General features: G+C 31.9%; 17 protein-coding genes and 2 pseudogenes. 9 read left to right on the top strand and 10 right to left on the bottom strand.

Going from position 1 to position 22,266, the window contains the following annotated elements; genetic code table 11:
- Positions 1 to 401: 401 nt before the first annotated feature.
- The 3 genes from Q7C23_RS21530 to Q7C23_RS21520 form a co-directional block, all read right to left on the bottom strand.
- The gene (locus Q7C23_RS21530) at positions 402 to 767 is read right to left on the bottom strand and encodes a hypothetical protein (protein WP_375034436.1); all 366 of its coding nucleotides are present in this window, start codon (positions 765 to 767) and stop codon (positions 402 to 404) included.
- A gap of 523 nt (positions 768 to 1,290) precedes the next feature.
- Positions 1,291 to 1,464 carry a hypothetical protein gene (locus Q7C23_RS21525; RefSeq protein WP_375034435.1) on the bottom strand — a complete coding sequence of 58 codons (174 nt, stop codon included), beginning with the start codon at positions 1,462 to 1,464 and terminating at the stop codon, positions 1,291 to 1,293.
- Between the two features lie 807 nt (positions 1,465 to 2,271).
- A complete protein-coding gene (locus Q7C23_RS21520) occupies positions 2,272 to 3,492 on the bottom strand; it encodes a M57 family metalloprotease (RefSeq protein WP_375034434.1) in 1,221 nt (406 codons plus the stop codon).
- A 200-nt stretch (positions 3,493 to 3,692) separates the two neighbouring features.
- Here Q7C23_RS21520 and Q7C23_RS21515 point away from each other — a divergent pair, with 200 nt between their 5' ends.
- Positions 3,693 to 3,950, top strand: coding sequence for a hypothetical protein (locus tag Q7C23_RS21515; RefSeq protein ID WP_375034433.1), 258 nt, complete (start codon positions 3,693 to 3,695; stop codon positions 3,948 to 3,950).
- A 1,023-nt stretch (positions 3,951 to 4,973) separates the two neighbouring features.
- Here Q7C23_RS21515 and Q7C23_RS21510 read toward each other — a convergent pair.
- A complete protein-coding gene (locus tag Q7C23_RS21510) occupies positions 4,974 to 5,489 on the bottom strand; it encodes a hypothetical protein (RefSeq protein WP_375034432.1) in 516 nt (171 codons plus the stop codon).
- A 296-nt stretch (positions 5,490 to 5,785) separates the two neighbouring features.
- Positions 5,786 to 6,412 carry a hypothetical protein gene (locus tag Q7C23_RS21505; RefSeq protein WP_375034431.1) on the bottom strand — a complete coding sequence of 209 codons (627 nt, stop codon included), beginning with the start codon at positions 6,410 to 6,412 and terminating at the stop codon, positions 5,786 to 5,788.
- 594 nt (positions 6,413 to 7,006) lie between these two features.
- On the opposite strand from Q7C23_RS21505, the gene Q7C23_RS21500 reads away from it, so the two are divergent.
- The gene (locus Q7C23_RS21500; RefSeq protein WP_375034430.1) at positions 7,007 to 7,189 is read left to right on the top strand and encodes a helix-turn-helix domain-containing protein; all 183 of its coding nucleotides are present in this window, start codon (positions 7,007 to 7,009) and stop codon (positions 7,187 to 7,189) included.
- A gap of 213 nt (positions 7,190 to 7,402) precedes the next feature.
- Here the strand turns inward: Q7C23_RS21500 and Q7C23_RS21495 are convergent, their stop codons facing one another.
- On the bottom strand, positions 7,403 to 7,645 hold the full coding sequence (locus tag Q7C23_RS21495) for a hypothetical protein (protein ID WP_375034429.1): 243 nt from the start codon (positions 7,643 to 7,645) through the stop codon (positions 7,403 to 7,405).
- A 1,174-nt stretch (positions 7,646 to 8,819) separates the two neighbouring features.
- Here Q7C23_RS21495 and Q7C23_RS21490 point away from each other — a divergent pair.
- The 5 genes and pseudogenes from Q7C23_RS21490 to Q7C23_RS21470 all read left to right on the top strand — a co-directional run bounded on the left by Q7C23_RS21490 (position 8,820) and on the right by Q7C23_RS21470 (position 13,515).
- Positions 8,820 to 9,329: a phosphatase PAP2 family protein gene (locus tag Q7C23_RS21490; RefSeq protein ID WP_375034428.1), complete on the top strand. Its 510-nt coding sequence runs from the start codon at positions 8,820 to 8,822 to the stop codon at positions 9,327 to 9,329.
- Positions 9,316 to 10,837 (top strand): annotated as a pseudogene (gene eptA, locus Q7C23_RS21485) (phosphoethanolamine--lipid A transferase EptA). Before Q7C23_RS21490 ends, eptA begins: the two are co-directional and overlap by 14 nt.
- A 10-nt stretch (positions 10,838 to 10,847) precedes the next feature.
- Positions 10,848 to 10,970 (top strand): hypothetical protein, encoded by a 123-nt coding sequence (locus Q7C23_RS21480; protein WP_375034427.1) that lies wholly within the window; start codon positions 10,848 to 10,850, stop codon positions 10,968 to 10,970.
- A 282-nt stretch (positions 10,971 to 11,252) separates the two neighbouring features.
- A complete protein-coding gene (locus Q7C23_RS21475) occupies positions 11,253 to 12,038 on the top strand; it encodes a hypothetical protein (protein WP_375034426.1) in 786 nt (261 codons plus the stop codon).
- Positions 12,039 to 12,873: 835 nt separating this feature from the next.
- A complete protein-coding gene (locus Q7C23_RS21470; protein ID WP_375034425.1) occupies positions 12,874 to 13,515 on the top strand; it encodes a peroxiredoxin in 642 nt (213 codons plus the stop codon).
- 449 nt (positions 13,516 to 13,964) lie between these two features.
- On the opposite strand, the gene Q7C23_RS21465 is transcribed toward Q7C23_RS21470, so the two are convergent.
- From Q7C23_RS21465 to Q7C23_RS21450, 4 genes are all read right to left on the bottom strand, one after another.
- Complete coding sequence (locus Q7C23_RS21465; RefSeq protein WP_375034424.1) at positions 13,965 to 14,750, bottom strand: hypothetical protein; 786 nt, start codon at positions 14,748 to 14,750, stop codon at positions 13,965 to 13,967.
- Positions 14,751 to 16,010: 1,260 nt separating this feature from the next.
- Positions 16,011 to 16,742, bottom strand: coding sequence for a tyrosine-protein phosphatase (locus Q7C23_RS21460; protein ID WP_375034423.1), 732 nt, complete (start codon positions 16,740 to 16,742; stop codon positions 16,011 to 16,013).
- Positions 16,743 to 16,795: 53 nt separating this feature from the next.
- Positions 16,796 to 17,767 (bottom strand): helix-turn-helix domain-containing protein, encoded by a 972-nt coding sequence (locus Q7C23_RS21455; RefSeq protein WP_375034422.1) that lies wholly within the window; start codon positions 17,765 to 17,767, stop codon positions 16,796 to 16,798.
- A 2-nt stretch (positions 17,768 to 17,769) separates the two neighbouring features.
- Positions 17,770 to 18,747, bottom strand: a complete 978-nt coding sequence (locus Q7C23_RS21450) for a helix-turn-helix domain-containing protein (protein ID WP_375034421.1) — start codon at positions 18,745 to 18,747, stop codon at positions 17,770 to 17,772.
- Between the two features lie 1,715 nt (positions 18,748 to 20,462).
- On the opposite strand from Q7C23_RS21450, the gene Q7C23_RS21445 reads away from it, so the two are divergent.
- On the top strand, positions 20,463 to 21,554 hold the full coding sequence (locus Q7C23_RS21445; protein ID WP_375034420.1) for a hypothetical protein: 1,092 nt from the start codon (positions 20,463 to 20,465) through the stop codon (positions 21,552 to 21,554).
- Positions 21,555 to 21,625: 71 nt separating this feature from the next.
- Positions 21,626 to 22,266 (top strand): annotated as a pseudogene (locus Q7C23_RS21440) (hypothetical protein); the annotation flags it as partial.

The raw sequence follows: 22,266 nt of genomic DNA, 5'->3' as shown, positions 1-22,266 counted from the left end.
AAAGACTGCCTTCCGACGGCAGTATAATTCTGAATAATAGTAGTAAGTGACTTTATAATAAACTACATAGAGTGCCAACATATGTATAAAAGATTTTGTAAATAATATAAAAAAACCTCGAATTATTTTCGAGGTTTTTTCATTCTCACTCTACAAGTAACATAATTGAATTAAATTTTACCATAGTAAAGATATGTGATTTTATAATACAAAACACATGCGTTCAGTGTTTTACAGTTAATTACTGGTTTGTATTGTTATATTTTGTAATTTGGTAGTTTTATGTTTTTTTTATGCATCTTAAGAGTTATGTATAAAAAGAAAGCCCCAACTATAGGGCTTTTTGTTTGAATTAATAAAGTCTTTAATCTAGGTCTGCAAATTGATGTATTGTAACTTTTTTAAAGTTGGCTGTGTATTTTTTTGTCTATAGTAGCACGATTATCGTTGTAATTGAGTCTTGTTTTCAATATCGGATTATTAATTAAGATTTCGATATTTTTGTTACTTAAATTAACGCCTGTAAATTTCTTCCACACTTGATATTTCCCGTGTAGGGTATTTTTAATTGATCTCCATTTTTTAATATTAAGTGAACTTGTGTCTTTTTTTTTTACAACACGACCTTCACCTCCTTCGTTTAAAATACAATAAATAGGCGATCGTTCACTTAAGCGATAAATATCTTTATAGAGACTAAAAGTTGTGTCATGATTCTTTGGACAGACCTCCTTTGGCTGAATATGAATCGACATTCTCGAAATCATTATGTTTATAGGTTGATTTACAAGAATCGCCGGAGGCTCCTTTTTTTTAAGTGAGCATTAATTGCAATGCGTATAAACATTGTAAAACCTTATAAGATTTTCTTTATTTTGTTTTATTTAAAGTTTTTAATTCATTAACAATTTTATTTTGATTATTAAATCTTTCATTGATTCTAAGTGCCCATGGTGTTCCAATTATTGAAAGTGTAATAGCTATGTATGCTCCAATAGCTATTTCTGAAATTTACTCATTTGCCATTTTTTTAATGTAAGTTATTTATAATTGATTTATTTTCGGGTATACCAAAATCATCCGCCTTACACTGCTTTATAATTTCAGCATGATTTTTTAAGATAATCGATTGTTATAGAGTCATCTTTCGGGACGTTAGTTTTCTTTTGCTATATCGGATAACCTTTTATTTTTTTGGTTAGGATTTCATATTCAGCATCATTAATTATTTGATGATAGTATAGAAAAAAATCAGCAATCCTGTTATAAAAGTTTATTCATTTTTTTAATTTATTTACAAACTCCGCATGTGTTACCGTCTTTAGAGCAATGCTTGCAATATTTACAGTTTTTACAGGCTTTACAATTATCGGACCCTGTACATTTAGCATCATTTTGATTAAAAGCATAAACAGAACCTGCCAATAAAAGAACTATAGAGCCTGCTAATAAAATTTTCTTCATTTTTTTTATTTTAATTGTTTAATACTTTTGATCTTTTTGGATTGGACAAAAAGCGCCTAACGTTTTCACGTGTAGACGCTTTTACCAAAGTCCATTTACTACTATCCTACTAGTATTTGGCAAATGTATTTAAGTTAATTAAATTTAAAAGCCATATAAAGACATTAAAATAATGGATCCGGTCATTTTTTTAAATCTCCTCAATAAGTTTTTCCTGAGTTTTTATAAAAACCTGTTGTTGATTTGTAAGTTTCTTGTTGCTTGTCGCTTGTCAATAATTTCTTGTTGTTTTCTTTAAAAGGACTTCAAAAAGTAGAATTAGAGTTCGGATTGATGGCTCTAGAACACAACTTAAGAAAGAAAATTGAAGCATAAGGGCAATTTTTTCCTTCCCTTAAAAACAAAACATTAAAACCAAAATAGGCGACAAATAAAAAAACGTATCGAATTTTGTTGTGAGATGGTTTTTATTGGCTTTTAATATTAACCAACGGGCGTAAAATTATATTGTGGTTTTATTTTAGTTCCAATAATATCATTAGCTTTGACGGCCACTGAATTTAGCAGCTTTACATTTAAACTTTGGCAAATAATTTGCAAATCCACAATAGCCGAATTACAATCTTTATTTAAATGTATCATAGTCGTATTTGGTAAAAGAAATTCTTCTTTTTTAACTGGCCCAATATGCCAGCGGTCTTCATATCCATATACTTCCAGGTTTCTTTTACCTCTTTATGTCCCCTATCTACATCATATGATAGTAGAGTAAATTCAATTGTTGCTTCCATATTTTTTATATTTCAATTATTTTGTTAAAACATATCCTACTATTATTTTTTTTATAACATCGGGATTGGAAACTGTAGTGTATAAATAGTGATTAACTGTTGGGAAGTAATCATAGCTTGCTATATTACTATAAAGCGGCGTAGTTCCTGAATGCTGAGTAGGATAGATATATCCTAGAATTACATCGTTTGCATCTTTTTGGATTCGACTTAATTTATGATCGGGAAATGCAGCGCCATTAAGTAATCGGTATAGTGGCTCGGTGCCTGGCATTTGAGTGGAATAAACGTAGCCTCCATCGTTATCAAATACATAGCCGTCTCTATCAGCAATTACTTCGCAAGGATCTGTAGTATAGAAATAGAACTGATTCTTTTTATATCTATATAGTTTTTTTGTATTCTGATCATGCGGGTAATGTTTAATTGCGCCAATTGGATATAATGTGCTAGTTGCAAGAACATCATAAAAATTTAACTTTGTCCAATTAGAAGGAGATGATCCATTCATTACGGAAAACCGATCTATTAAAGGAGTACAAGGAGCTATTCGTTCATTTGTATTTTCTTTATATTCATTTGTATGAAGCAATCCGCGAGTATGTCCTAACTCGTGAACCATTGTCGTTAATTTACTTTGATTACTTAGGAAATTATAGTTTTTGTTTATCAAAACACTTGCTCTTGCGTAACCGGTTGGTAACGAGGCTTGAGCTTTTGCCTTTGCTAAACATTCATCTACAATTTCAGGTGCTTTTATTTGTACATCTGAATCCACTGAAGTTTCTACAAGATATAAGGTTATGCTTGTGTTTGTAGTATTCCAAACATTAATAGCTTCTTTTGCTGCTGCTCGCCAACCTATTTCAACTTCGGGAGATATAAAAACTTTTATTGCTGAAGTATATTCTGGTAAGACCCTGTAAATAGTACTATATACTTGTTTAGTTTTACCTGTATTTTTTAATTCAAATTTAATAAAGTTCTCCCTAGCTTCTTCTAATGTCATTATAATGTCACCAGAAATAACAAACATTTCCGATTTTGGGTAATAAACAATTCTCCCTAACTCAATAGGTATGCTTTTTGAAATAAAACTTTTAAGTTTAATAATTTCTTCTGTATCCTGCTCTACGGGCACTTGTACTCCATTTGTCTTTTCGTCAGCACTACATTGAATAAGAAGTTGTGACAAGCAAAAAACAAGAACCAACCCTAGTTTTGTTGTTAATTTCATAGTATTGTATTTAAATTATAATTTTAGAATTTAAATACAATACATATATATATATGTATAATAAGGACATTTAAATGCTATTAAAAGGCTTGTTTTAGGCAGAACTGCGTCTTTACAAGTCCTAAATTATAACAGGTTTAATAGATATTACTTTTTATAAATATCTAGTAACTTTGTGATGCTAATTAACATGATGTAACATGAATCAGAAATTACACGATATCCTCAGCAAAGAAAAACTGGAAAAGCTTGGTTATATAAAAAAAGTATTTCGCAAGAAGAAACATTATAAATATTGGTGGGAAATCAGAAACGAAGACTACGCTTTAATTGTTAGCTATTTTCTAAAATTTGAATTACAGCATTTAGACTCAACCGTCAATGGTATAAAACTAAAAGTTAAAAGCTTGTCTGATGTTGAGGAAGCTATCAATTGGGTTTTGATTGAAACTATATAATATGAAAAACAATCGTAAAAATAGAAAGCTTACATATATTAGGCTGAAAAATGACTTAAGATTAGGTGAAAGTAGGTTTTACTACACTGAAAAAATTTCTAATCAATTTGTAAATTATGATATTTACGATATAATAAAAAAGGCTAGAAAATCACTTTTCAACCAATGAAAATTGAAGTTGCCAATTTATGATAGTGGTTGTGGTCAAATGGGTGAGGACTATATAAATGATGAAACTACATACATAGTAATATTAGCTTTAAAATAACAACTAGACACATGTTAGCGAAACGAACAGCAAAACGACAAATAGTTTCTACTGAATACGTCAAATGTGATAATGCATCTGATACGTATAGAAGCGCCTTTTATATTGCTAATATGACTGACAAAACTCTTAATGAGGCAGTATCAAGATTGTTAAAAGATAGCAAGGGTAGTTGAATTACAAGAACGAGCTGAAAAAATAGCTGACGAGAAATTTAACGTTGATTCAACGGAGCTTTTGCGTCCGACAATTGTTACAACTGTCGCGGGCAACTAACAGAAAACACCTGATGCAGGAGCGGCGACAAAAACAACTTTAATGATTACCTTGCCAGATGGTACGGAATTATCAGATTTCAGTATTGAGTAATTAGGGCTCGAGTTGAGGAGGAAATCAAACTCCTGACGATTTCTGATGTTAAATGATATAAAAATCAATGCTTTACCTGTTTAATCAACTAGTATTTGTCGGGCAAACAAATATTTTATATACATTCGTGGAAAAATATTTATAATGGCAAGTATAAAATTTTTTTTGCGTTCAACTTCAAACCCGGTCAATTTATTTTCGCCTTGTTGATGGCAGAAAAGCAGACATAATGTGTAAGAGTAATTGCATAATTTTCAGCAAACCGGTCTGTTTTCTATTGCCGGAACAAATTCATTGTAGTTAAGCAAGTAAATAATAGTTGCAATAGATTTGGCGGGATATCTTAGGTAAATAGGCTAATTTTACGTAAAACCAACAGTTCTTTTTTAATTGAAACTTTCATTTGTAATCCTGCAAACAAACGTTGAATCTTTTTTTATAAAACTTAAAACTCCTTCTTGAGTATAGATGCTTCTAATTCTTCCGCCAAAACTATTTGTACCTGAATAGATTATGTTAATAAAATAAATGGAGTCGTTTAAGAAATAAAAATCGTTACTTACATTTTTATATGAATCAGGATCCTTCATATTTTGTATTAAACCTCTTTCTGATTTCCGGGCAATAGTCTTTAAATGCTTTTGTTTCTCTTTGTTTAAATTGAATTTGCTTTCAACATTGTTTGTGGCTCCTATGTTATTTTTAACTTCTGCATCATTGTTCTTGCTTCCAATACTTGCTATAATCATAAGTCCATAAAATACTGAAACTATAATTTTCAATTTCTTTGAAATTGATGAATTTTTCCATAAAGCGTATAAGCCTACTGGGAAAAAAAATATTAGAAAAAGAACAACCACACCTGTTTTTTCGTACCATTTCTTCGGTTCTTGTGTTTCCATTTTTTGTTTAGTTATTTTATAATACTTATTGAGTATAAGCTCAATATGAAATATTCAGAAGGATCAGAACAGCTCCAATACATGCTGTTAATAAAGCGGCGTCGATTTCTTCGTTTGTCACTTTTTACCTTTAATTGTAATCCTTAGTTCTCTGGGGATGTTTTGAGTCGGTTCCTGTTTCTGGTCTCCAAATTCTTCAGAAAATAGTACCATCAGGCAGGCAGATCATTGATATAAATGCGGTTAATAATATTGCCGCGGAAATTGCTAATCTAATCATGTTTAATAGATTTATTTTAATTAAAAATTCTTTTTTGCTTCTTACCTTTCACCAATACAATATCTGTCAATTCAAACTCGTAAAAATATTCCATCGTTTTACTATCGTATTGTATTGGCAAATACACACCTAAAGTTTTTCCGATCAAAGGCCTATAATATTTATCGACTGTAATTTTATGCGAACTTATCCTGCGCGGCACAGGAAAAAATGGTGTTGTGCTCCACGTTAAATTATGCCTTTCCCTACCTCGATGATTATGAGTTATTGTTTCAGTTAATTCAATATCGTCAATAGGCTGTACAATATCTTTTATAAGTGAATTTGGTGGTATTGTTGTTGCCGGTTGAGATTTCTCTTTATCAATAAATTTGGTGTTTTTATGAAGTATTTTTTGGGCTTCACCACTTTTTACAAAGGAACAATCATCCCATACAATCTTCAAAGGACGCTCAGTTAAATTTTTTATGGACAAATTGATATCCGCATTATTAACAATAAATGAAGCCTCGATTTTTTCGTCACTATATTCTAAGTTATTTGATTTAACTGGCTTTTTTAAATCATAAACATACTTTAGAGAAGGGGTACAAGAAGACAATAGAATTGTAAACATTGATCCAAATAATAAAATTTTCCTCATTCTCTTTAATTAAAATTATTAAATACTCTTTATTATGCTGATAGTATGTGTAAAAAAGCGCCTAACATACCACGAGTTAGGCGCTTTTACCAAAAACAAATTTATTCCTACTATCCTACTAGTGGTTGGCAAATATCATAAAGGGACCATGATTTAGTTAGCTATTAAAGACATTAAAACACAACAATAAGGCACAATTAATTAATTTTAAAAAACTCACGCCTGTCTATTCCTGATTCTTTTTCGATAGTCGCTAAGCACCATTCATTAGTAAGGAAGTCATCATTGTTATTTATCCATCGCACGATGGTAGTGTATGCAATGTCTTTCGATGAAGCCAAAGTATTTTAGCTCTAATTCGGGGCTTTTTAATCCTATCTAAATTGCCTGTCTTAATTTCATTTTTAAAGCTTAACAGATTATTTGATGATGGTATTTGATATATTCAAGACTCATTAAACAAATGCATTCCATATTAATTTTACCAATTGCATAGGTGTTTACGGAAATACGTTGTTTTTAATGGTTGTAAATAATTTTTACAAGGGACTACTTTATAAATAAAAGGATTAAAACATAGTAGATCAGAACAGTTTGAACCCAAACTCGTTCGCAAAAATAATCGGAGTAACATCCAGCACATTGAGTTCGATGTTTAAAAAAAAACACACTAATCCAGGTTATGACACCGTAATTAAAATCCTAAAAGCATTTCCATCCAGTGATGAAAGATGGCTTTTAACAGGGTTGGGTGAAATGATTAAAAACCCACAATAGCAGTAATACCTCTGAATTAGAGAAGCTGAAGAAAGAATTATAAATGCTAAGAGAAAAATCAGAATTGCAGGCAAAAATTATCGAAGGTCTCGAATAACGATTAGGTATTTTACCAACGAAAGAAAATATTACTAAGTAAAAGTATTTACTTGATTGTTGTTTGTTTAATCAACGAAAATGCCTAAATCATAGGGGGATCGATTTAGGCGCTTTTCATTTAATACGATTGTAAACCGTTAGTAAAGGATTGTTATTTTTTGAAATATGTTCAGTTAATTTCTCCTGGGTTTTTATAAAAACCTGCTTTTGATCGGTAAGCACTTGTTGTTGACTTGCAAACTCTCGTTGCTTATCAATTAGCTTTGCTGATTTTTTACATGTTATGATAGCTATATATTTTGTAAAAAAAAATAAAAGCTGTTCCAAAGCACACCGCGGGATCAATACGGTTTTCATTCTGCCGATTGCCAACAAGATGACTTTAACAAATTTATAATACTTAAAGAGTAAAAGAAGGTTGTGTTAAATCTGTCAGAATCTAATATTAGATTTTAAGTAATTTAAAAGTTACCCATAAATTTACAAAAATGATTTAAACATGGTTGTCACAGGTCTAATCATCTGCTTCTTTCTTACGATATGCATAGCTTCAATTCCGTTCAATGCTCTTTCGGCTGATTTAAAACTTTTAAAGCCTAATCCGTTTTGGATATACCACTTGATAAAATGATGGTCCTGCCCGACAATGTTGTGGAGAGTATATAGAGTCCTCAAATAGTGTATAACTTTTTGGAGGCAGTTCAAAGGATTGGTTTAATTTTTATGGTATAATATTAAATCCTTGATTATGCCTAAATGTTTAATCAAATTGCTAAGCATCAACACATTTGATACATACCAATCTGAAGTACTGCCAAAAGCACAAAACCATACAAAGCTGCAAAAGTTGGATTAGACATCTTGATAAGTATTCGACTTATTTTCGAAAAAAAAAGGCCTCTGACCGTATTTTTATGTCTTATTTCGTGTTATTCCTAATTCTAATAATAAGAATTTTGCCTCGATAAAAAACACTGCGTCTATTTCATAATCTCAATACATCAACTACTAGAAAAGGATTATTAAAGTGATGCTTTTCTTAACGAACATATTGAACTTATTGAATAAAGCTCATTATGACAATTTTCTTATGTTGCTAGGCCCGGTAATCTTAGGACGGGATATTTAACTAGCCAAAATTGTTTAAGAAGTTATTGAAATAGTAAACGTATATTTTAAATAAAATTATCAAATGAATCTATAAACAACAAAGAATGAACACTATCGTTACCAGTAATTATTTAAAAATCAAATTTTCTTTACTTTATTTCCCTTTATTTTTTTAACTATAATTGTTTTTTTTCTTTATAATCAAAACGCATTATCTGTTGAAAAGTATATAGATATTCAAAAGGGGTACTTTTTTTTTCTTAACTCAAGTTTATCGCAATTCCCAAATGTACAATACAACCTTACTCAATTTGGAGACCCTCTAATTTTTTTATCATTCTTAACCATTTTTATCATTTATGCATCCAAAATCTGGGAGCCACTAATCTCAGCTTCACTTGTTGCGGTTGTATCTTCTTATATGCTTAAACAAATATTTGCAGTACCCAGACCAGCAGCTGTATTTGATAATAGTACCTTTGTTATCATAGGGAAAACATTATCAGGGAGCAATAGTTCACCTTCCGGTCATTCAATCACAATTTTTCTCACACTTACAGTTCTGTTCTTTGCATTTATTCCAAAAAAAAAGAAATATAAAATTTTATGGTTTTTTTTCATAATTATAACAGGAATCATTCTGGCTTTTAGCAGAGTAGCAGTTGGAGCACATTATCCTCTAGATGTCATTTTTGGTGGCGCAATCGGATATGTTTCCGGGCTTTTAGGTATTTTAATCAGTCGAAAATATAAAATTTGGGGTTGGATTAATGATGAAAAATACTATCCGGTTTTTATGCTATTATTACAGGGTTGCGGTATTTGGATAATTATCAAAATATTAAATGAAAATTTAATAATATTCTATTTTTCATTAACTGCTTTATTTATTTCACTATATCAAATTACTAAACTATATGTTGAAAAATAATTTAAAAATAGCTCCTTTTTCTTTGCTAATAAGTTTGGTTCATTTTGTATTCTTTTATTTTCCATTTTATAATTTTGTGTTCGATAACGTTGATTATAAAAGCTTCAATGGCATTATTCTGATTGTCAGTTTGATTACTTTAACGTTATTTTTAAATGCTTTTATTTTTTACGCGATTTTTTTTCTGTCACGTTTTGTTGGAAAGTTTTTATTGATCCTATTTTTTATTGTCAATGCAATTGGAATTTATTTTATAAATACATACAATATTATAATAGACGAAAGCATGATTGGGAATGTATTGAATAGTAATTATCAAGAATCTAGCAGTTATTTTTCGGTAAAATTAATCTCCTACGTAATACTCCTTGGTTTTATTCCTTCCATTTATATTAGTAAGACTAAGATAATTAACGTTACATTAAAACAGTTTTTAATTACCTCTCTGGTTACCTTTTTATTCGTTTTAACGCTAGTATTTGTTAATGCTGGCAATTGGTTATGGATTGATAAGAATTCGAAAATATTGGGAGGACTTGCGATGCCTTGGTCATATTCTGTTAATACGTCACTTTTTTATATTCACAAATACAAAAAAAATGAAAAAGAAATTTTACTGCCAAATGCTATAATAAAAGACAATAAAAAATCGGTTGTGGTATTAGTAATAGGAGAATCTGCAAGAAGCCAAAATTTTTCTTTATATGGATACCAAAAAAAAAACAAACCCGTTACTTTCCAAAATTCCTAATTTATCCCATTTTAGAGCCGTTTCTAGTGCTACCTATACAACTGCTGGTGTAAAAGCTATTTTAGATTACGCTGATACTGATGAATTATATGAAATTTTACCGAACTATTTATACAGAAATAGTGTAGAAGTCATCTGGAGAACCACAAACTGGGGAGAACCCCCTGTTCATATAAAAAAATACCAAAATAGAGAAACTCTAATGGAACCTTATGAAGATAAAGATTTTAATTATGATGAAATTCTTTTAAACGGACTTAAAGAGCAAATATTAGCAAGCAAAAAAAATAAAATATTGATTGTATTGCACACAAGCACAAGTCATGGACCTGCTTATAATAAAAAATATCCATCTCAATTTGAGGTTTTTACACCCATTTGCAATAGTGTTGAATTAGGAAACTGCTCGCAAAAAGAACTCGTCAATGCATATGATAATACTATTATTTATACGGATTATATTCTGTCTAAAGTAATTGAAAATTTAAAATAATTGAAAGAATATAATAGTGCAATGATTTTCGTTTCAGATCATGGAGAATCCTTAGGAGAAAAAAATTTGTACATGCACGGATTACCTTTAAGTATTGCGCCGAAAGAACAATATGAAATTCCATTTATTGTTTGGTTATCTGATGATTCAAAACAACTCAAAGATAATAAAATGTTGACCCAGAACCATGTTTTTCACAGTGTTTTAAATTTTTTAGGCATACATAGTCCTATTTATAATGAAGAAATGAGTATTTTTAAATAAATCTATGTCAATGGCAGCAAAAGCTCAGCTAAAAAATAAAAAAAGAGAAGCTAGACCAAAAAAACACATAATAAATGGGGTAAACTTTGCATCCTTATCTACATATGCATTTGACTTTTTTAATTGGTTGTAAAAGGGTTATTAATCTTGATATCCCTTTTGCTTAAAACAAAATAAACACATCCTGATTGTCTTGACAATCAGGATGTGTTTTTAGGCATTAGTGCCTTTACATTAAAATTACTCATAAAGAAAAGATATACGCTGTGATCTTGAGCCCTGGTTTTTCTTTTACTTGCTACAGCTGCCTTATCTTGCTATAAATATATCCTCAAGGGAAGAGCAAACTCCGGAATGACGTATAATTTTGTGTGTTAAAACTTTAAATTTTATCTTATGAAAAAAACCTTTTTTTTTGCTCGCTCTTGTCAGCACTGCTCTTTTTACTGCCTGTGATAATGGTGGTGATGTACCGTCACTGTCTGTTGCAACCAAAATTGTTTTATCTGTCAATATCGGTACTATTACCCTTGGCGAATCGATAACACTAACAACCCTGACCGATCTGGCTCAGGATGTTACGGCAACGACTACTTTTTTCGCAAATAATACCGTCATTGAAGGTGCTGTCTATATTCCCACTGCCGTGGGAACTTATACCCTGCATGCTACAAATGGAAATTTAGTGAGTAATACCATAACGGTTAGGGTAGAAGCACCTGTAGCAGCTAATAATTCTATAGTGATTAAAAATGTGGCCTATTCTACTGATAACGCAACAATGTATTATCTTAGACCTATAAAAAATGATGACGAGGGTGGTGTAGTTCATAGATGTGCAATAAGGATTTATAATACAGAGAACAGTACGAATGTTTACCTTTTTTTTAATATTACTACTTATCTTGGTGAATATGTTTTGCCTAAAGCTGGGGACGTTTATGACTTGAAGGATAAGATGAGCACTAACAGTATTTATGGCTTCGATATTGTTGCAGATTCCAAGCGAATTTTAAGCGATGGATCAACTGTGGCTGCGGCTAAGATGAATATAAGTCTATGCGAACCTATGATTGCAGGAAATCCGGGAGCGTTGGCTTTTACATATGAAATTACTCTTACTGACCAATCTGTAATAAAGGGAGACTACAATGGGATTTATCATTATAATCAAGGCGAACCGCCAGTTCCGGTTCAATAAAATAAAAATAAAGGTTAATTTTTATAAAGTTATCCCCGGATGTAAAATAATCCGGGGATTGCTTTTATGTCCGGTTTTTGCTCAGTCAGTATAAGGTTGTATTCGAGAATAAACCTAATTTTTTTTTAAAACCTGAATTTGTAGATACTATCAAAAACGGGCTTTATAACAAGATTGTTCTGCCTTGTTGTAATCATTGAAAAATTAAGCCATCAGTTATTTTGCTGGTTAAATTTTAAGTTAACATGAAAACTAATTTTATTTCTAGTGCTCACAAGCTTCTTTTTTCTGTTTTATTTTAGCAATCACGGTCTTAAGCCACCGATGTACATGGTAATGAATGCATTTGGTAGCCACTTTGGAGTTCAAAGTCATTCAAGCCAATGGAATAATACAAATAAGTCTTTTTGTGTTATTTTAATGACGTTTAAAACTGTATTTTTTATTTTTATTGCATTTATTTTACTCTCTGCATTTTCAGTTAGTTGAACAATCGGCTTTTAGCTGCAGGCATTCAACTTTGTAAAACTAATTTATGTTTTCTGATCTAATGGGCATGTTTGGATCATTTCAAATTTTAGCTGCCCACGAATGCCAAAAAATAAAAAAGCAGTCTTTTTTGAGTATTATTCAAACCTAATGAAAGCAATTTTAAAAATATTTTGTATGATTTTAAAAATTCAGTTCCGGAAGTGCAGACGCAAATACATCACTTGTGTTCTGAATGTTTTATTTTACACTAAACCGACTAATTTAAGGAATTATCGGGTTTAAATTTTCAGAAGGATAATTGTATTAATAAAACGTAACTATATTAACTTTAAAAAATAAAATTATGTCTACATTACGATTAGGGGATTTAGCTCCGGACTTTAAAGCAGAAACAACTAACGGACCGATTCAATTTCACCAGTGGCTGGGAGACTCCTGGGGTGTTTTATTTTCCCACCCTGCAGATTTTACGCCAGTTTGTACTACAGAACTGGGCACAGCAGCTAAGTATCATCCTGAGTTTACTAAAAGAGGTACAAAAATTATAGCATTGAGTGTTGATGGACTGACATCTCATCTGGAATGGATAAAAGATATTAATGAGACTCAAAATACAATTGTTAATTTCCCCATAATAGCTGACCAAAGCAAAGAAATTGCAGTTCTTTATGACATGATTCATCCAAATGCTAATGATAAATTCACCGTACGTTCTGTTTTTGTTATTGGTGCAGACAAGAATATAAAACTTATACTGACTTATCCCGCGTCAACAGGAAGAAATTTTGATGAAATATTACGTGTTGTTGACAGCCTGCAGCTGACCGCCACCTACAATGTAGCAACTCCGGCAAACTGGAAAGAAGGAGAAGATGTAGTGATTGTGCCATCCATTCCTAATTGCGATATTGCTGCGAAATTTCCTAAAGGGCATCGACAAGTCAAACCTTATTTGAGAATTACCCCTCAACCTAATAAATTGTAAAGCTGAGCCTTAAAAAAAAAATTTTTTTTTGTTATTTCACGCGTGATCCATGTAAGACGCTTAGTCTATCAGAGCAATACGTTTTTTGGCAAACATTTGAATAAAAGTCAAATGAAATAACAGTAATGCTAAAATTGCTGAATTTTTAAATTGAGAATGTTGTATAGTTACAATTGATAGCTCTTAGACGAAGATTGTCAAGAATTATGTGAGAAATGGAATGTAGTTTTTTCATTTCTCACTTTCTTTATTGATGTCAATACGTATATGCTTTTGAATACTACTAGTTGAAATGTAAGAGTTACTGGTTTTTGTAATTATTTGATTGAATAAAATAGGGTGTAAATTTATAAAGTAATATTCATCTAGTATTTTATTGGTTTGGAATTTTGCAGGGTCGACAAATAGCGTTTAACCTAAGAAATGTTTTATAGTACCCAAATAGCCAATTACCAATATATAGTAACTCCATATGTATAAGACGGGCAAGATGAGGATGCAGGCACGCGTAGTGTTACATGGGCTGATCCACCTGGTTCAGGTATTTCTCCATTTTGGGTAAACCAGCCATAGGCATTGGCTCGCCATGGCGAAGGGATGTGCGAAATGATCGCCCCAGCTGGTGGGTCAATGTAATTTGCATAGCCCGAAGTACTTCTGAAGGTTGGGTTGGCCGTCGGGCGTGGATTCGGGATACCTACCACTGCGGTGACGGTGTTGGATGAGATAGATCCGCCTGTGCTGGAGCTTACGACTACGTGATAGTTGAATGTACCCGCGGTAGGAGGATTAACAATATTCAGCGTGTTGGTTGTTGCGCCGGATATGTTCGGGCCATTTGTCAGGAGGACATTGTTTCTATACCATTTATAGGTTAGTGTTCCTCCCCCTGTTGCAATCACAGATATTGACCGGGTGTCATGGCCAGCACATTGCACGCTTGGAGCTACTGGCTGCACGGTGATTTCTATTCGCTCACACATGGATATCCAGCCAGCTCCGGCATAAAACTCTTCACAATGGGTTGTTGTGTTATATACTAGCAATCCCGCGGCCGGCGATGCTATCGCATTACGCTGAGCAGTAGTCAGGCGAGGTATGAGCAGCCCTTTATTGGTAGACGAGATGTCTAATATAGCCGATGCATGGGGTGTTGTTGTCCCAATCCCTACCTGACTGTATGCAGTATTAAATGATAGTGCAATAAAGAAATAATAATAATACTTTCTTTTCATAACTTTATATGTTTGTAGGATTATTTTATATATTTAGATGCAAAAATACTTAATTTTTCACAGAAACATTCCTCATTAAGACATAATCTTACCATTATAAGTCTGAAGTGTTAAGTGGCTAATTCTTTAACGCCACTCGAACTGATGATAGTGGTAGGCGTGCAAATTCGAGTGTTTTTTATGCAGGAATGGGAAAAAAATGTATTGAGAAGCCTCGTTACACGTTTGAAATTTTATAAAGCTACTTTTAGTAATCTATAAAATATTAGGTAATCAGACTAGTGTTATTTGCGTAGCCTAAACTTTTTAATAGCTATAGCAACAAAAATTTTAAAGGGGCGCTGGCGTAATAGTTTCTTCCTGGTATGATATAGAGCTCGTGTTTAGATCTCTTTATTGTTGTATTTTAGCAAACGGAATGGAAAAAGTCACTATAGGTACGCTTCAGAAAATTATCTTCCATATATTCGAACTCTAATTTCAATATTAGTTCTAATGAAAAACATTTATCTTTTTAAGAAGCATCCTAATAAAAAGCACTTTTAGCGTTAATATACTCGTTAGGTTCTTTGAGAAAGTAAATAGATTTTACCTTAAAAATCTTTGATTTTTGAGCTATTTCAATTTTTGAAGTGCATGAAAACCTAGCCTGTCTATAATTTAATCTCACTAACTTGGGAAGCTTCTATAGAAATATTTTTTTTTTAAGATCGTTCTGAATAGGATCTTCTTTATAGATATCATTCATCCACAGTCTAGAAATAAATTCATAGAATAAGAATAAATGTACTCTCTGTTTTTCATCTCTTTCATTCGTTGCTTTGCCATCTATCCATTATCAAGTTTGCGAATGAAGTAAACTCTTATTGCCATGTGGATGAAGGTAAAGGTGTTGAAAATTGTTCAACAAAGTACAATTTACATTTATATTTTTTGCCGTGTGGATTTTAAAATATCATAAAGAAGAAAAATAGTGGAGGTGTGTTGAGTATTTAAAACCATTTATAAATAAATCTTCATCGAATCTTTGATATTCAAAGTTTTCAATTAAAGATTCACAGGTTTTATACTTTTTAAATCTCGCGTTCTATATTTATGGTCATTGTTTTCTATTTAGAACAGTATCCATGTAATTAATATTGAATGTTTGTTGGTTTTTTAGTAGCAATTAGTTGTTTTACTGGAATTTGTTTTTTTTAAAAATATGATTTCTGGTATCAGGTATATTGTTTTAGATTATTGGGAAGTCCTCTGAATAGTCTAATTGTTAAAAAGACTATTCGCTCGTAGTAAATCGCCGATTTTGTTTATATTGAAGTAAATTGGTTTGGTTGCATATTGGTCTATATGATGTTCGTTATGAATATCTGTTCCTGTGAAGTCATACAGGTCATTTTCAATAAGGCTTTCAGCTATTTTTTGAATACTTTTGCCATAATACCCAATTAATGATAGCAAATTAAGTTGAAAATAAACACCAAATAACTTTAGTTTTTTAAATTTTTCAATTGAATTATGAAAATAAATATAACGTTCAGGGTGCGCTATTATGATTTTATAGTTTTTACACTTCAATTCAAATAACATTTCATATAGGTTCAATGGGCAACCCATATAGGGTAGTTCCACTAGTATGTACGTATCGTGAATACATAGCAGTTTTTCTTTGTTTAATCTGGCTACTAAAGATGCATCAAGCATATACTCGCTAGCATAACCTTTGAGAAATGATTTACCAGGTTCGATTTGTTTAGCAATACCGTATGCACAATATATGTTATGAGAAGTATTATTCCAATACTTAATATAGGTATGTGGTGTGGCTATTGCGCCTTCAATTCTTATTTCTTTCATGCGGGAGATAAGCTTCATTGTTTCTTTAGCGGTATTTGGGCCATCATCTATTGAGGGCAACAAATGATTGTGGATGTCAATGTATTGGTTTGGAAGTAAGTCTTTTAACAGGTATTTGGGTTTGAATATTCGTAGCATATTGATAAATGACAGATTTAAGAAGAATTTATTGTTGGTTATCTCAAAACTTATTAAGTTTTTTTGATAAAATGATCTGAGGTTTTCTTTTTGAAATATTCGAAATACTTAGAATTAAAATATTCTACATTGTTATATCCTAATACATTTACTACTTCGGTTGGAGAGGAATATTTTTGGCTTGAGAGTAACTCTTTTGCTAAATGTAATTTTTTTTCACTAAAAAACTGTTTAGGGGCTTTGTTATGTATTTTACGAAATACTGTTTTAAATTTTGTGGTTGACATGCCTGCTATTTGAGATAGGAATTTTATTGACGGGAATTTTTCGTATAAATTATTCAATAAATATTCTGTTACTCTTAAAATGCTTTCCCTTTCAATTCGGGTAATTTTATTTTTAAGGGGGCTTACGTAGCTGCTAATAAAGTTTGCCAGCATTATTAAAGTTATGCCCTTTATGTAGGAATCAAATTCTGTGTCAAATATTGATTTTTCGGTTATGGAATGAATCAGTACCTGACTTTTGCTATCAGCATTTTTAAAAAAAAGCAATTCAGTGCCAATATCATTTGTTTTAGCTTCTATTTTTTCCTTTTTTATATAACTGTTTAATGTTTTTTTGTCGACTAGCATACGTAAGGTAAATGTTCTTTTACCAACTATAGGTGTGAAAGAACTTTCGGAATGATTGTTTATTACGGTAAAAACAGAATCTCCATTATGCATGGTTTTATCGTTCTTGTCTTTAATGATAATCTTATTGATTTCATCGCTTAGGTCGTATTGTATAATATAAAAGTTGTCTTCTGATTTGAGCCTCTTTATTGTCACTTCAGTGGTAAAAACTACATCAAACAATGCAATGGATACACCTGGGACTACCTCTGAGAAGTAAATTAAACCATGGCCAATTTTTTTTGGAAATATGAGTATTTTGTCATTAATTAGATTTGTTTGTAATTTTTTCGCCAAATTATATTGCCATTCAGATGTAAGGGAGTAATAGTGTTTTAACTCTATCATTTTTATAATTGTTGAAGATATTCCTTTGGGGTCATTCGAAACTGTTTTTTAAATCTGGTGGTAAAATGTGACTGATTTGAAAAGTTGAATTGTTCTGAAATCTGTTCAATGGATAATTCTTTTTTTTCCAAAATTTCTTTGGCTTTAAACAGCTTGCTTTCCATGAAAAAAGAGTTTGCTGTTTGGCCTGTAATTTGCTTAAATAAGCATTTTAATTTGGTGCCGGATATGTTATATTTCCGGGCGATTGTTTCATTGCCCGGGAAAAGCCCGTTGAGCCGATGTGTTAGGAATTTTTGAATTTCAATAACAATAGGCAGATCTGGCTGATCCGATAGTTGAGTGATTATTTCATTGTCAGAGATTTTAAATAAATAATTGGCAATTAATAGTTGCACAGTCCCCATTAAATTGAGATCGAATACGGTGCCTCCAACTTTAAGTTTTCTTAGCTCTGTTATGGCCTGTTGACTATGACTGCTCATTCTTCCCCAGTCTATTAAAGGGCTTTTTTTAGGATTCAATATCTTCATGGTCCTTTGTTGCAGGGTAATATCTTCTTTTATATATGAATTAATTGTTTCTTTTTTGATAAAAATGAATAATATGAATGTTTTTGTGCCTGCTTTGACATTATGTTGAAATGTGGTAGTGCTGTCAAGGACAGATAAATTGTAAGCCCAGATCCCCACGTTATTTTTATTGTTATTTATTATTAATTCTGAATCTTCTTCACTGAGATTGTAGTAAAGCGTTATAAAATCTGTTTTTTTATTTTTTATAATAAATGTAATGTCATTGTGATACACCACATCCAGATATAAAGCTACTATACCGCCAGTGCAATCTAAATAATAACGGCTGCCGGTGTGTATTTTTTCAGGAACCCGTATAAAGTTGCCATCTATTCTTCCTTCTAATTCTTCGGCGAGGGGTTGTACCCAGTCTAGATCTGCTCCGTAGTGAACTGTCTTTTTCATAATTTGTTTATTTTATATAGTTTTTAGGATGTTTTTATACCATTTTTTGACCGAATTTATTTTTGATTTGTATGCTCGAATAATCATATCAATGGTTGATATTTTGAGATACGATGCCTGGTTATAAGTTAATTTTTGTATAAACGAAGGTTGCAAAAATAAAACTGAATCTATCTAAGTGTCCCCTTGTCAGGTCTAAATAATACTACATTAAGTCGTTTTTTTTGCTTAGCTTTATATGTTTTTGAGAGAATTGTATTTTGGCGAAAGTTGTTGTTTGCTGCTTGATTGTTTTTAGTTTGTTTTGTGTTGATTCTTTTAGGCATATTGATACATCTCATCTTTATTATAGAAAAAAATATTCATATATACTTGATCCTGAAGAGTCGGTTTTTTGGAAAAAAATGAACGGATGTAATAAAACATGATTAATAATGATCTGAAATTGAATTTTTAGTGCTTACAGTTTGCTGTCGTGATTAATAAGGAATACTAGGGATTGGATTTGGATTGTAGTGAGTTGGATAAATGTTTCAAGAGGTTTTGCGAGGGTGTTGTAATGGCTGAAGGTGTGCTGTTGGTTTGAAATAATTTATCCCGGTTTGGTTAAAAGTTGATAAATATTATATGTTGTATAATTCAATTTTGTACGATATTGTTCTTTTTTGTATACGACTAAATTTATTTGTGCCTGTAATTAATGTGTATAATCCGACTATTGTGTATTATGTTTATTGTGCTCGGTAGTGTAGCTGTTTTAATGGCGATTGAATTAAAATTCTTGTTGAAATGGTTTTCTGGTGCTGTAGTTTTTTTGAGTATTGATCTAGGAATCGATAAACGATCAGATAGATTAATTTGCGATTGTAGTTGTCGTGGTCTCGGGTTGAATTATAAGGTTTGTTGAAAATCGGTAAAAGTAAAATGCTTATTTCTGGTTTGTCGGAATTAAGGATTTTTTATTTGGACGATATGAGTAGTGAGCTTAATATCACTTGATAGTTCTAAGTGTCATGGTGATACCTGTATGTCGCTTTTTTTTTTTTTTTTTTGTCAGGGTCGGTAAAATGAATGTCTTGAGTATAAGGACTGTAATTCTTTGCAAAAATTTTATTCTGGTTAAAGTTTCTCTTTGGTGTCTTTTGTTTTAGAATTTACTGAAATACTGCCAAGGCTGTAACTGCATAGTGTGCAGCTTGTGGGTTTTATGATTTTTCGTGTGAATTGAAAAATTGGTATTTAAGAGTGCGACAAGTAATTAAATGACGCAAAAGTCTTTTTGTGTTATTCTAGTGTCTCGATATGGTGTTTTTGTTTGAAAAAGTGCCATTACTTTGCATTGTTGTTAACTTGTTTCCTTAGTTAGATTGATATTTTGGGGTTTAATGGATTGGTTTAAAGGGATGTATTTCTGTTTGTTGGTTTTTTTATAGCAATTAGATGATTGATGTGCTCTTTTTATCAAATATGGCTTATACTAGTGATTTAATGACCTTTTCAGGAGGTTTAAGAGGGGGATTAAAAATAATTTTGCACTGAGTTTTAAGTGATGTGTAAAATAGAAGTTAAGACTTAAAATTTATTATGATTTAAAGAAGATAAACAATTTAAGATCTAGGGGCACTGGTGTCTGTAGTTGTTTGAAGTTAATTAAATGCAGATTACTTTTTTACTAGATAATGATGTTTATTTAAAAAAGATTAAAAAATGAAATTATGAAAAGAAGATTTATTTGTCTTTCGGCTTTAGTGGCATTGGGATTTACAGCAAATGCACAAGTAGGTATTGGTACTGCGCTGCCTAATCCTTCGGCTCAGCTAGAAATTGTTTCAAGTAATAAAGGAGTGTTGTTTCCTCAGGTTTCCCTTAAGGGAAAAGATGATTCAATTACTATTTCGTCCGGAAATGTAAACAGTCTTTTAGTTTATAATACTGCGACCGCCGGAGCGGGAGATAATGAAGTGATGCCCGGTTACTATTTTTGGCTGGAAGCAGATTTAAAATGGATAAGAGTATTGACAGGAACTTCGCAAGCTGGGGGTGGTAATAAGCTTTCAACCCTGGTTAAAGATGCTAATCGCGAGGGGTATTATATCTATACCAATGAAGACGGAGGTATTACGCATGTGGATGTGGTAGGTGATGTGAATTCAAATTTTGATACCATAATTAACAATCCGGCTAATGAGGAGCTTATTATGAAAATTATTAATAAAGCTCCAGGTTCTGTAACGTATAATTCTACGAACAATAGTTTTAGCTATGTTGATGCTTCGGGAAATACTCAGGTGATTGATATGAGTACTATTATAAAAGGCAGCGAGACAGAGACGACTCTTGTAAACAAGGGGCAGGGTGTTTATACCCATACAAATGAGAAAAATAAGGTTGTAAATATTGATGTTGTGGGGGATGTAACAAATAATTTTGCCGATATTATCAATAATCCTGCAAATACAATTATTATTAAAGATGTGGTACATGCTTCGACAACTGTATCTAATACTTTGACTGGTGGGGTCTTGATTACTAATGTAAATGGTGTAGCAAGTTCTCCTGTCGATTTGACTCAAGCTCTTCCGTCGTTGACTCCCATAAGGCACGAATTAATAGCGTCAGATGGTCAAAGTGCTTTTCCTATTTCGGGTACACCGCTTTCGGATTCGATTGCCATGTATATTAACGGAGTTCGAATTGATTCTTCAGCGATTAGTTTAACGGGATCAGATCTGACTTATAGTAACACAGCAAATAATAATTATGACCTGGTTGCAGGGGATAAAATTACTATTGTGTATGTCAGGTAATTAAAGATGATATAAAAGAAATACAATTAAAAATATAATACAATTAAAAATTTTATTAAACAAATTTAGACATGAAAAAAGAATTATTAGCAATATTGATTTTAGGGGGAAGTGTAACGATGGTTGCTCAACAGAAAACATTGCTTTCTGTTTCAGGAGAAAAAGTTAAGTATACTCCGTTGCCAATTGGAACTGATGCTCAGTATATTAAGGGAGATCAGACCCTTGGTAATTTTGAAGTTTCCAATACTGTAATTGGTGATAAATTAACCACTACAGTAAACGGGGTAACAGGAGCGGAAGTAGACTTAACAGCTGCGGTTGCTGCCGCGACATCTGTAAGCAATGCTTTTACGGGTAAGGATTTAGTCACAACAGTAAATGGTGTTGATGCAGCGCCTGTTGATATTACAACGGCATTAAATGCTGCTACGACTGTTTCCAATACTGTAATTGGTGATAAATTAACCACTACGGTAAACGGGGTAACAGGAGCGGAAGTAGACTTAACAGCTGCTGTTACTGCCGCGACATCTGTTAGCAATGTTTTTACTGGTAAGGATTTAGTCACAACAGTAAATGGCGTTGATGCAGCACCTGTGGATATTACAACGGCATTAAATGCTGCTACAACGGTTTCCAATACTGTAATTGGTGATAAATTAACCACTACGGTAAACGGGGTAACAGGAGCGGAAGTAGATTTAACAGC

Origin of the sequence: Flavobacterium sp. LAR06, assembly GCF_041946075.1 — a bacterium.
GTDB lineage: Bacteria > Bacteroidota > Bacteroidia > Flavobacteriales > Flavobacteriaceae > Flavobacterium.
Note: the sequence above shows the minus strand (reverse complement) of the source record. Positions and strands in the feature narration are given on the sequence as shown.

Excerpts from the sequence above, each read along its gene's own strand:
- Q7C23_RS21510 (WP_375034432.1), bottom strand. The coding sequence starts at position 5,489 with ATGGAAACACAAGAACCGAAGAAATGGTACGAAAAAACAGGTGTGGTT.
- Q7C23_RS21460 (WP_375034423.1), bottom strand. The coding sequence starts at position 16,742 with ATGCTACGAATATTCAAACCCAAATACCTGTTAAAAGACTTACTTCCA.
- Q7C23_RS21495 (WP_375034429.1), bottom strand. The coding sequence starts at position 7,645 with ATGAAAACCGTATTGATCCCGCGGTGTGCTTTGGAACAGCTTTTATTT.
- Q7C23_RS21470 (WP_375034425.1), top strand. The coding sequence starts at position 12,874 with ATGTCTACATTACGATTAGGGGATTTAGCTCCGGACTTTAAAGCAGAA.
- Q7C23_RS21445 (WP_375034420.1), top strand. The coding sequence starts at position 20,463 with ATGAAAAGAAGATTTATTTGTCTTTCGGCTTTAGTGGCATTGGGATTT.
- Q7C23_RS21515 (WP_375034433.1), top strand. The coding sequence starts at position 3,693 with ATGAATCAGAAATTACACGATATCCTCAGCAAAGAAAAACTGGAAAAG.
- Q7C23_RS21450 (WP_375034421.1), bottom strand. The coding sequence starts at position 18,747 with ATGAAAAAGACAGTTCACTACGGAGCAGATCTAGACTGGGTACAACCC.
- Q7C23_RS21505 (WP_375034431.1), bottom strand. The coding sequence starts at position 6,412 with ATGAGGAAAATTTTATTATTTGGATCAATGTTTACAATTCTATTGTCT.
- Q7C23_RS21530 (WP_375034436.1), bottom strand. The coding sequence starts at position 767 with ATGATTTCGAGAATGTCGATTCATATTCAGCCAAAGGAGGTCTGTCCA.
- Q7C23_RS21525 (WP_375034435.1), bottom strand. The coding sequence starts at position 1,464 with ATGAAGAAAATTTTATTAGCAGGCTCTATAGTTCTTTTATTGGCAGGT.
- Q7C23_RS21490 (WP_375034428.1), top strand. The coding sequence starts at position 8,820 with ATGCTTAAACAAATATTTGCAGTACCCAGACCAGCAGCTGTATTTGAT.
- Q7C23_RS21465 (WP_375034424.1), bottom strand. The coding sequence starts at position 14,750 with ATGAAAAGAAAGTATTATTATTATTTCTTTATTGCACTATCATTTAAT.
- Q7C23_RS21520 (WP_375034434.1), bottom strand. The coding sequence starts at position 3,492 with ATGAAATTAACAACAAAACTAGGGTTGGTTCTTGTTTTTTGCTTGTCA.
- Q7C23_RS21455 (WP_375034422.1), bottom strand. The coding sequence starts at position 17,767 with ATGATAGAGTTAAAACACTATTACTCCCTTACATCTGAATGGCAATAT.
- Q7C23_RS21480 (WP_375034427.1), top strand. The coding sequence starts at position 10,848 with ATGGCAGCAAAAGCTCAGCTAAAAAATAAAAAAAGAGAAGCTAGACCA.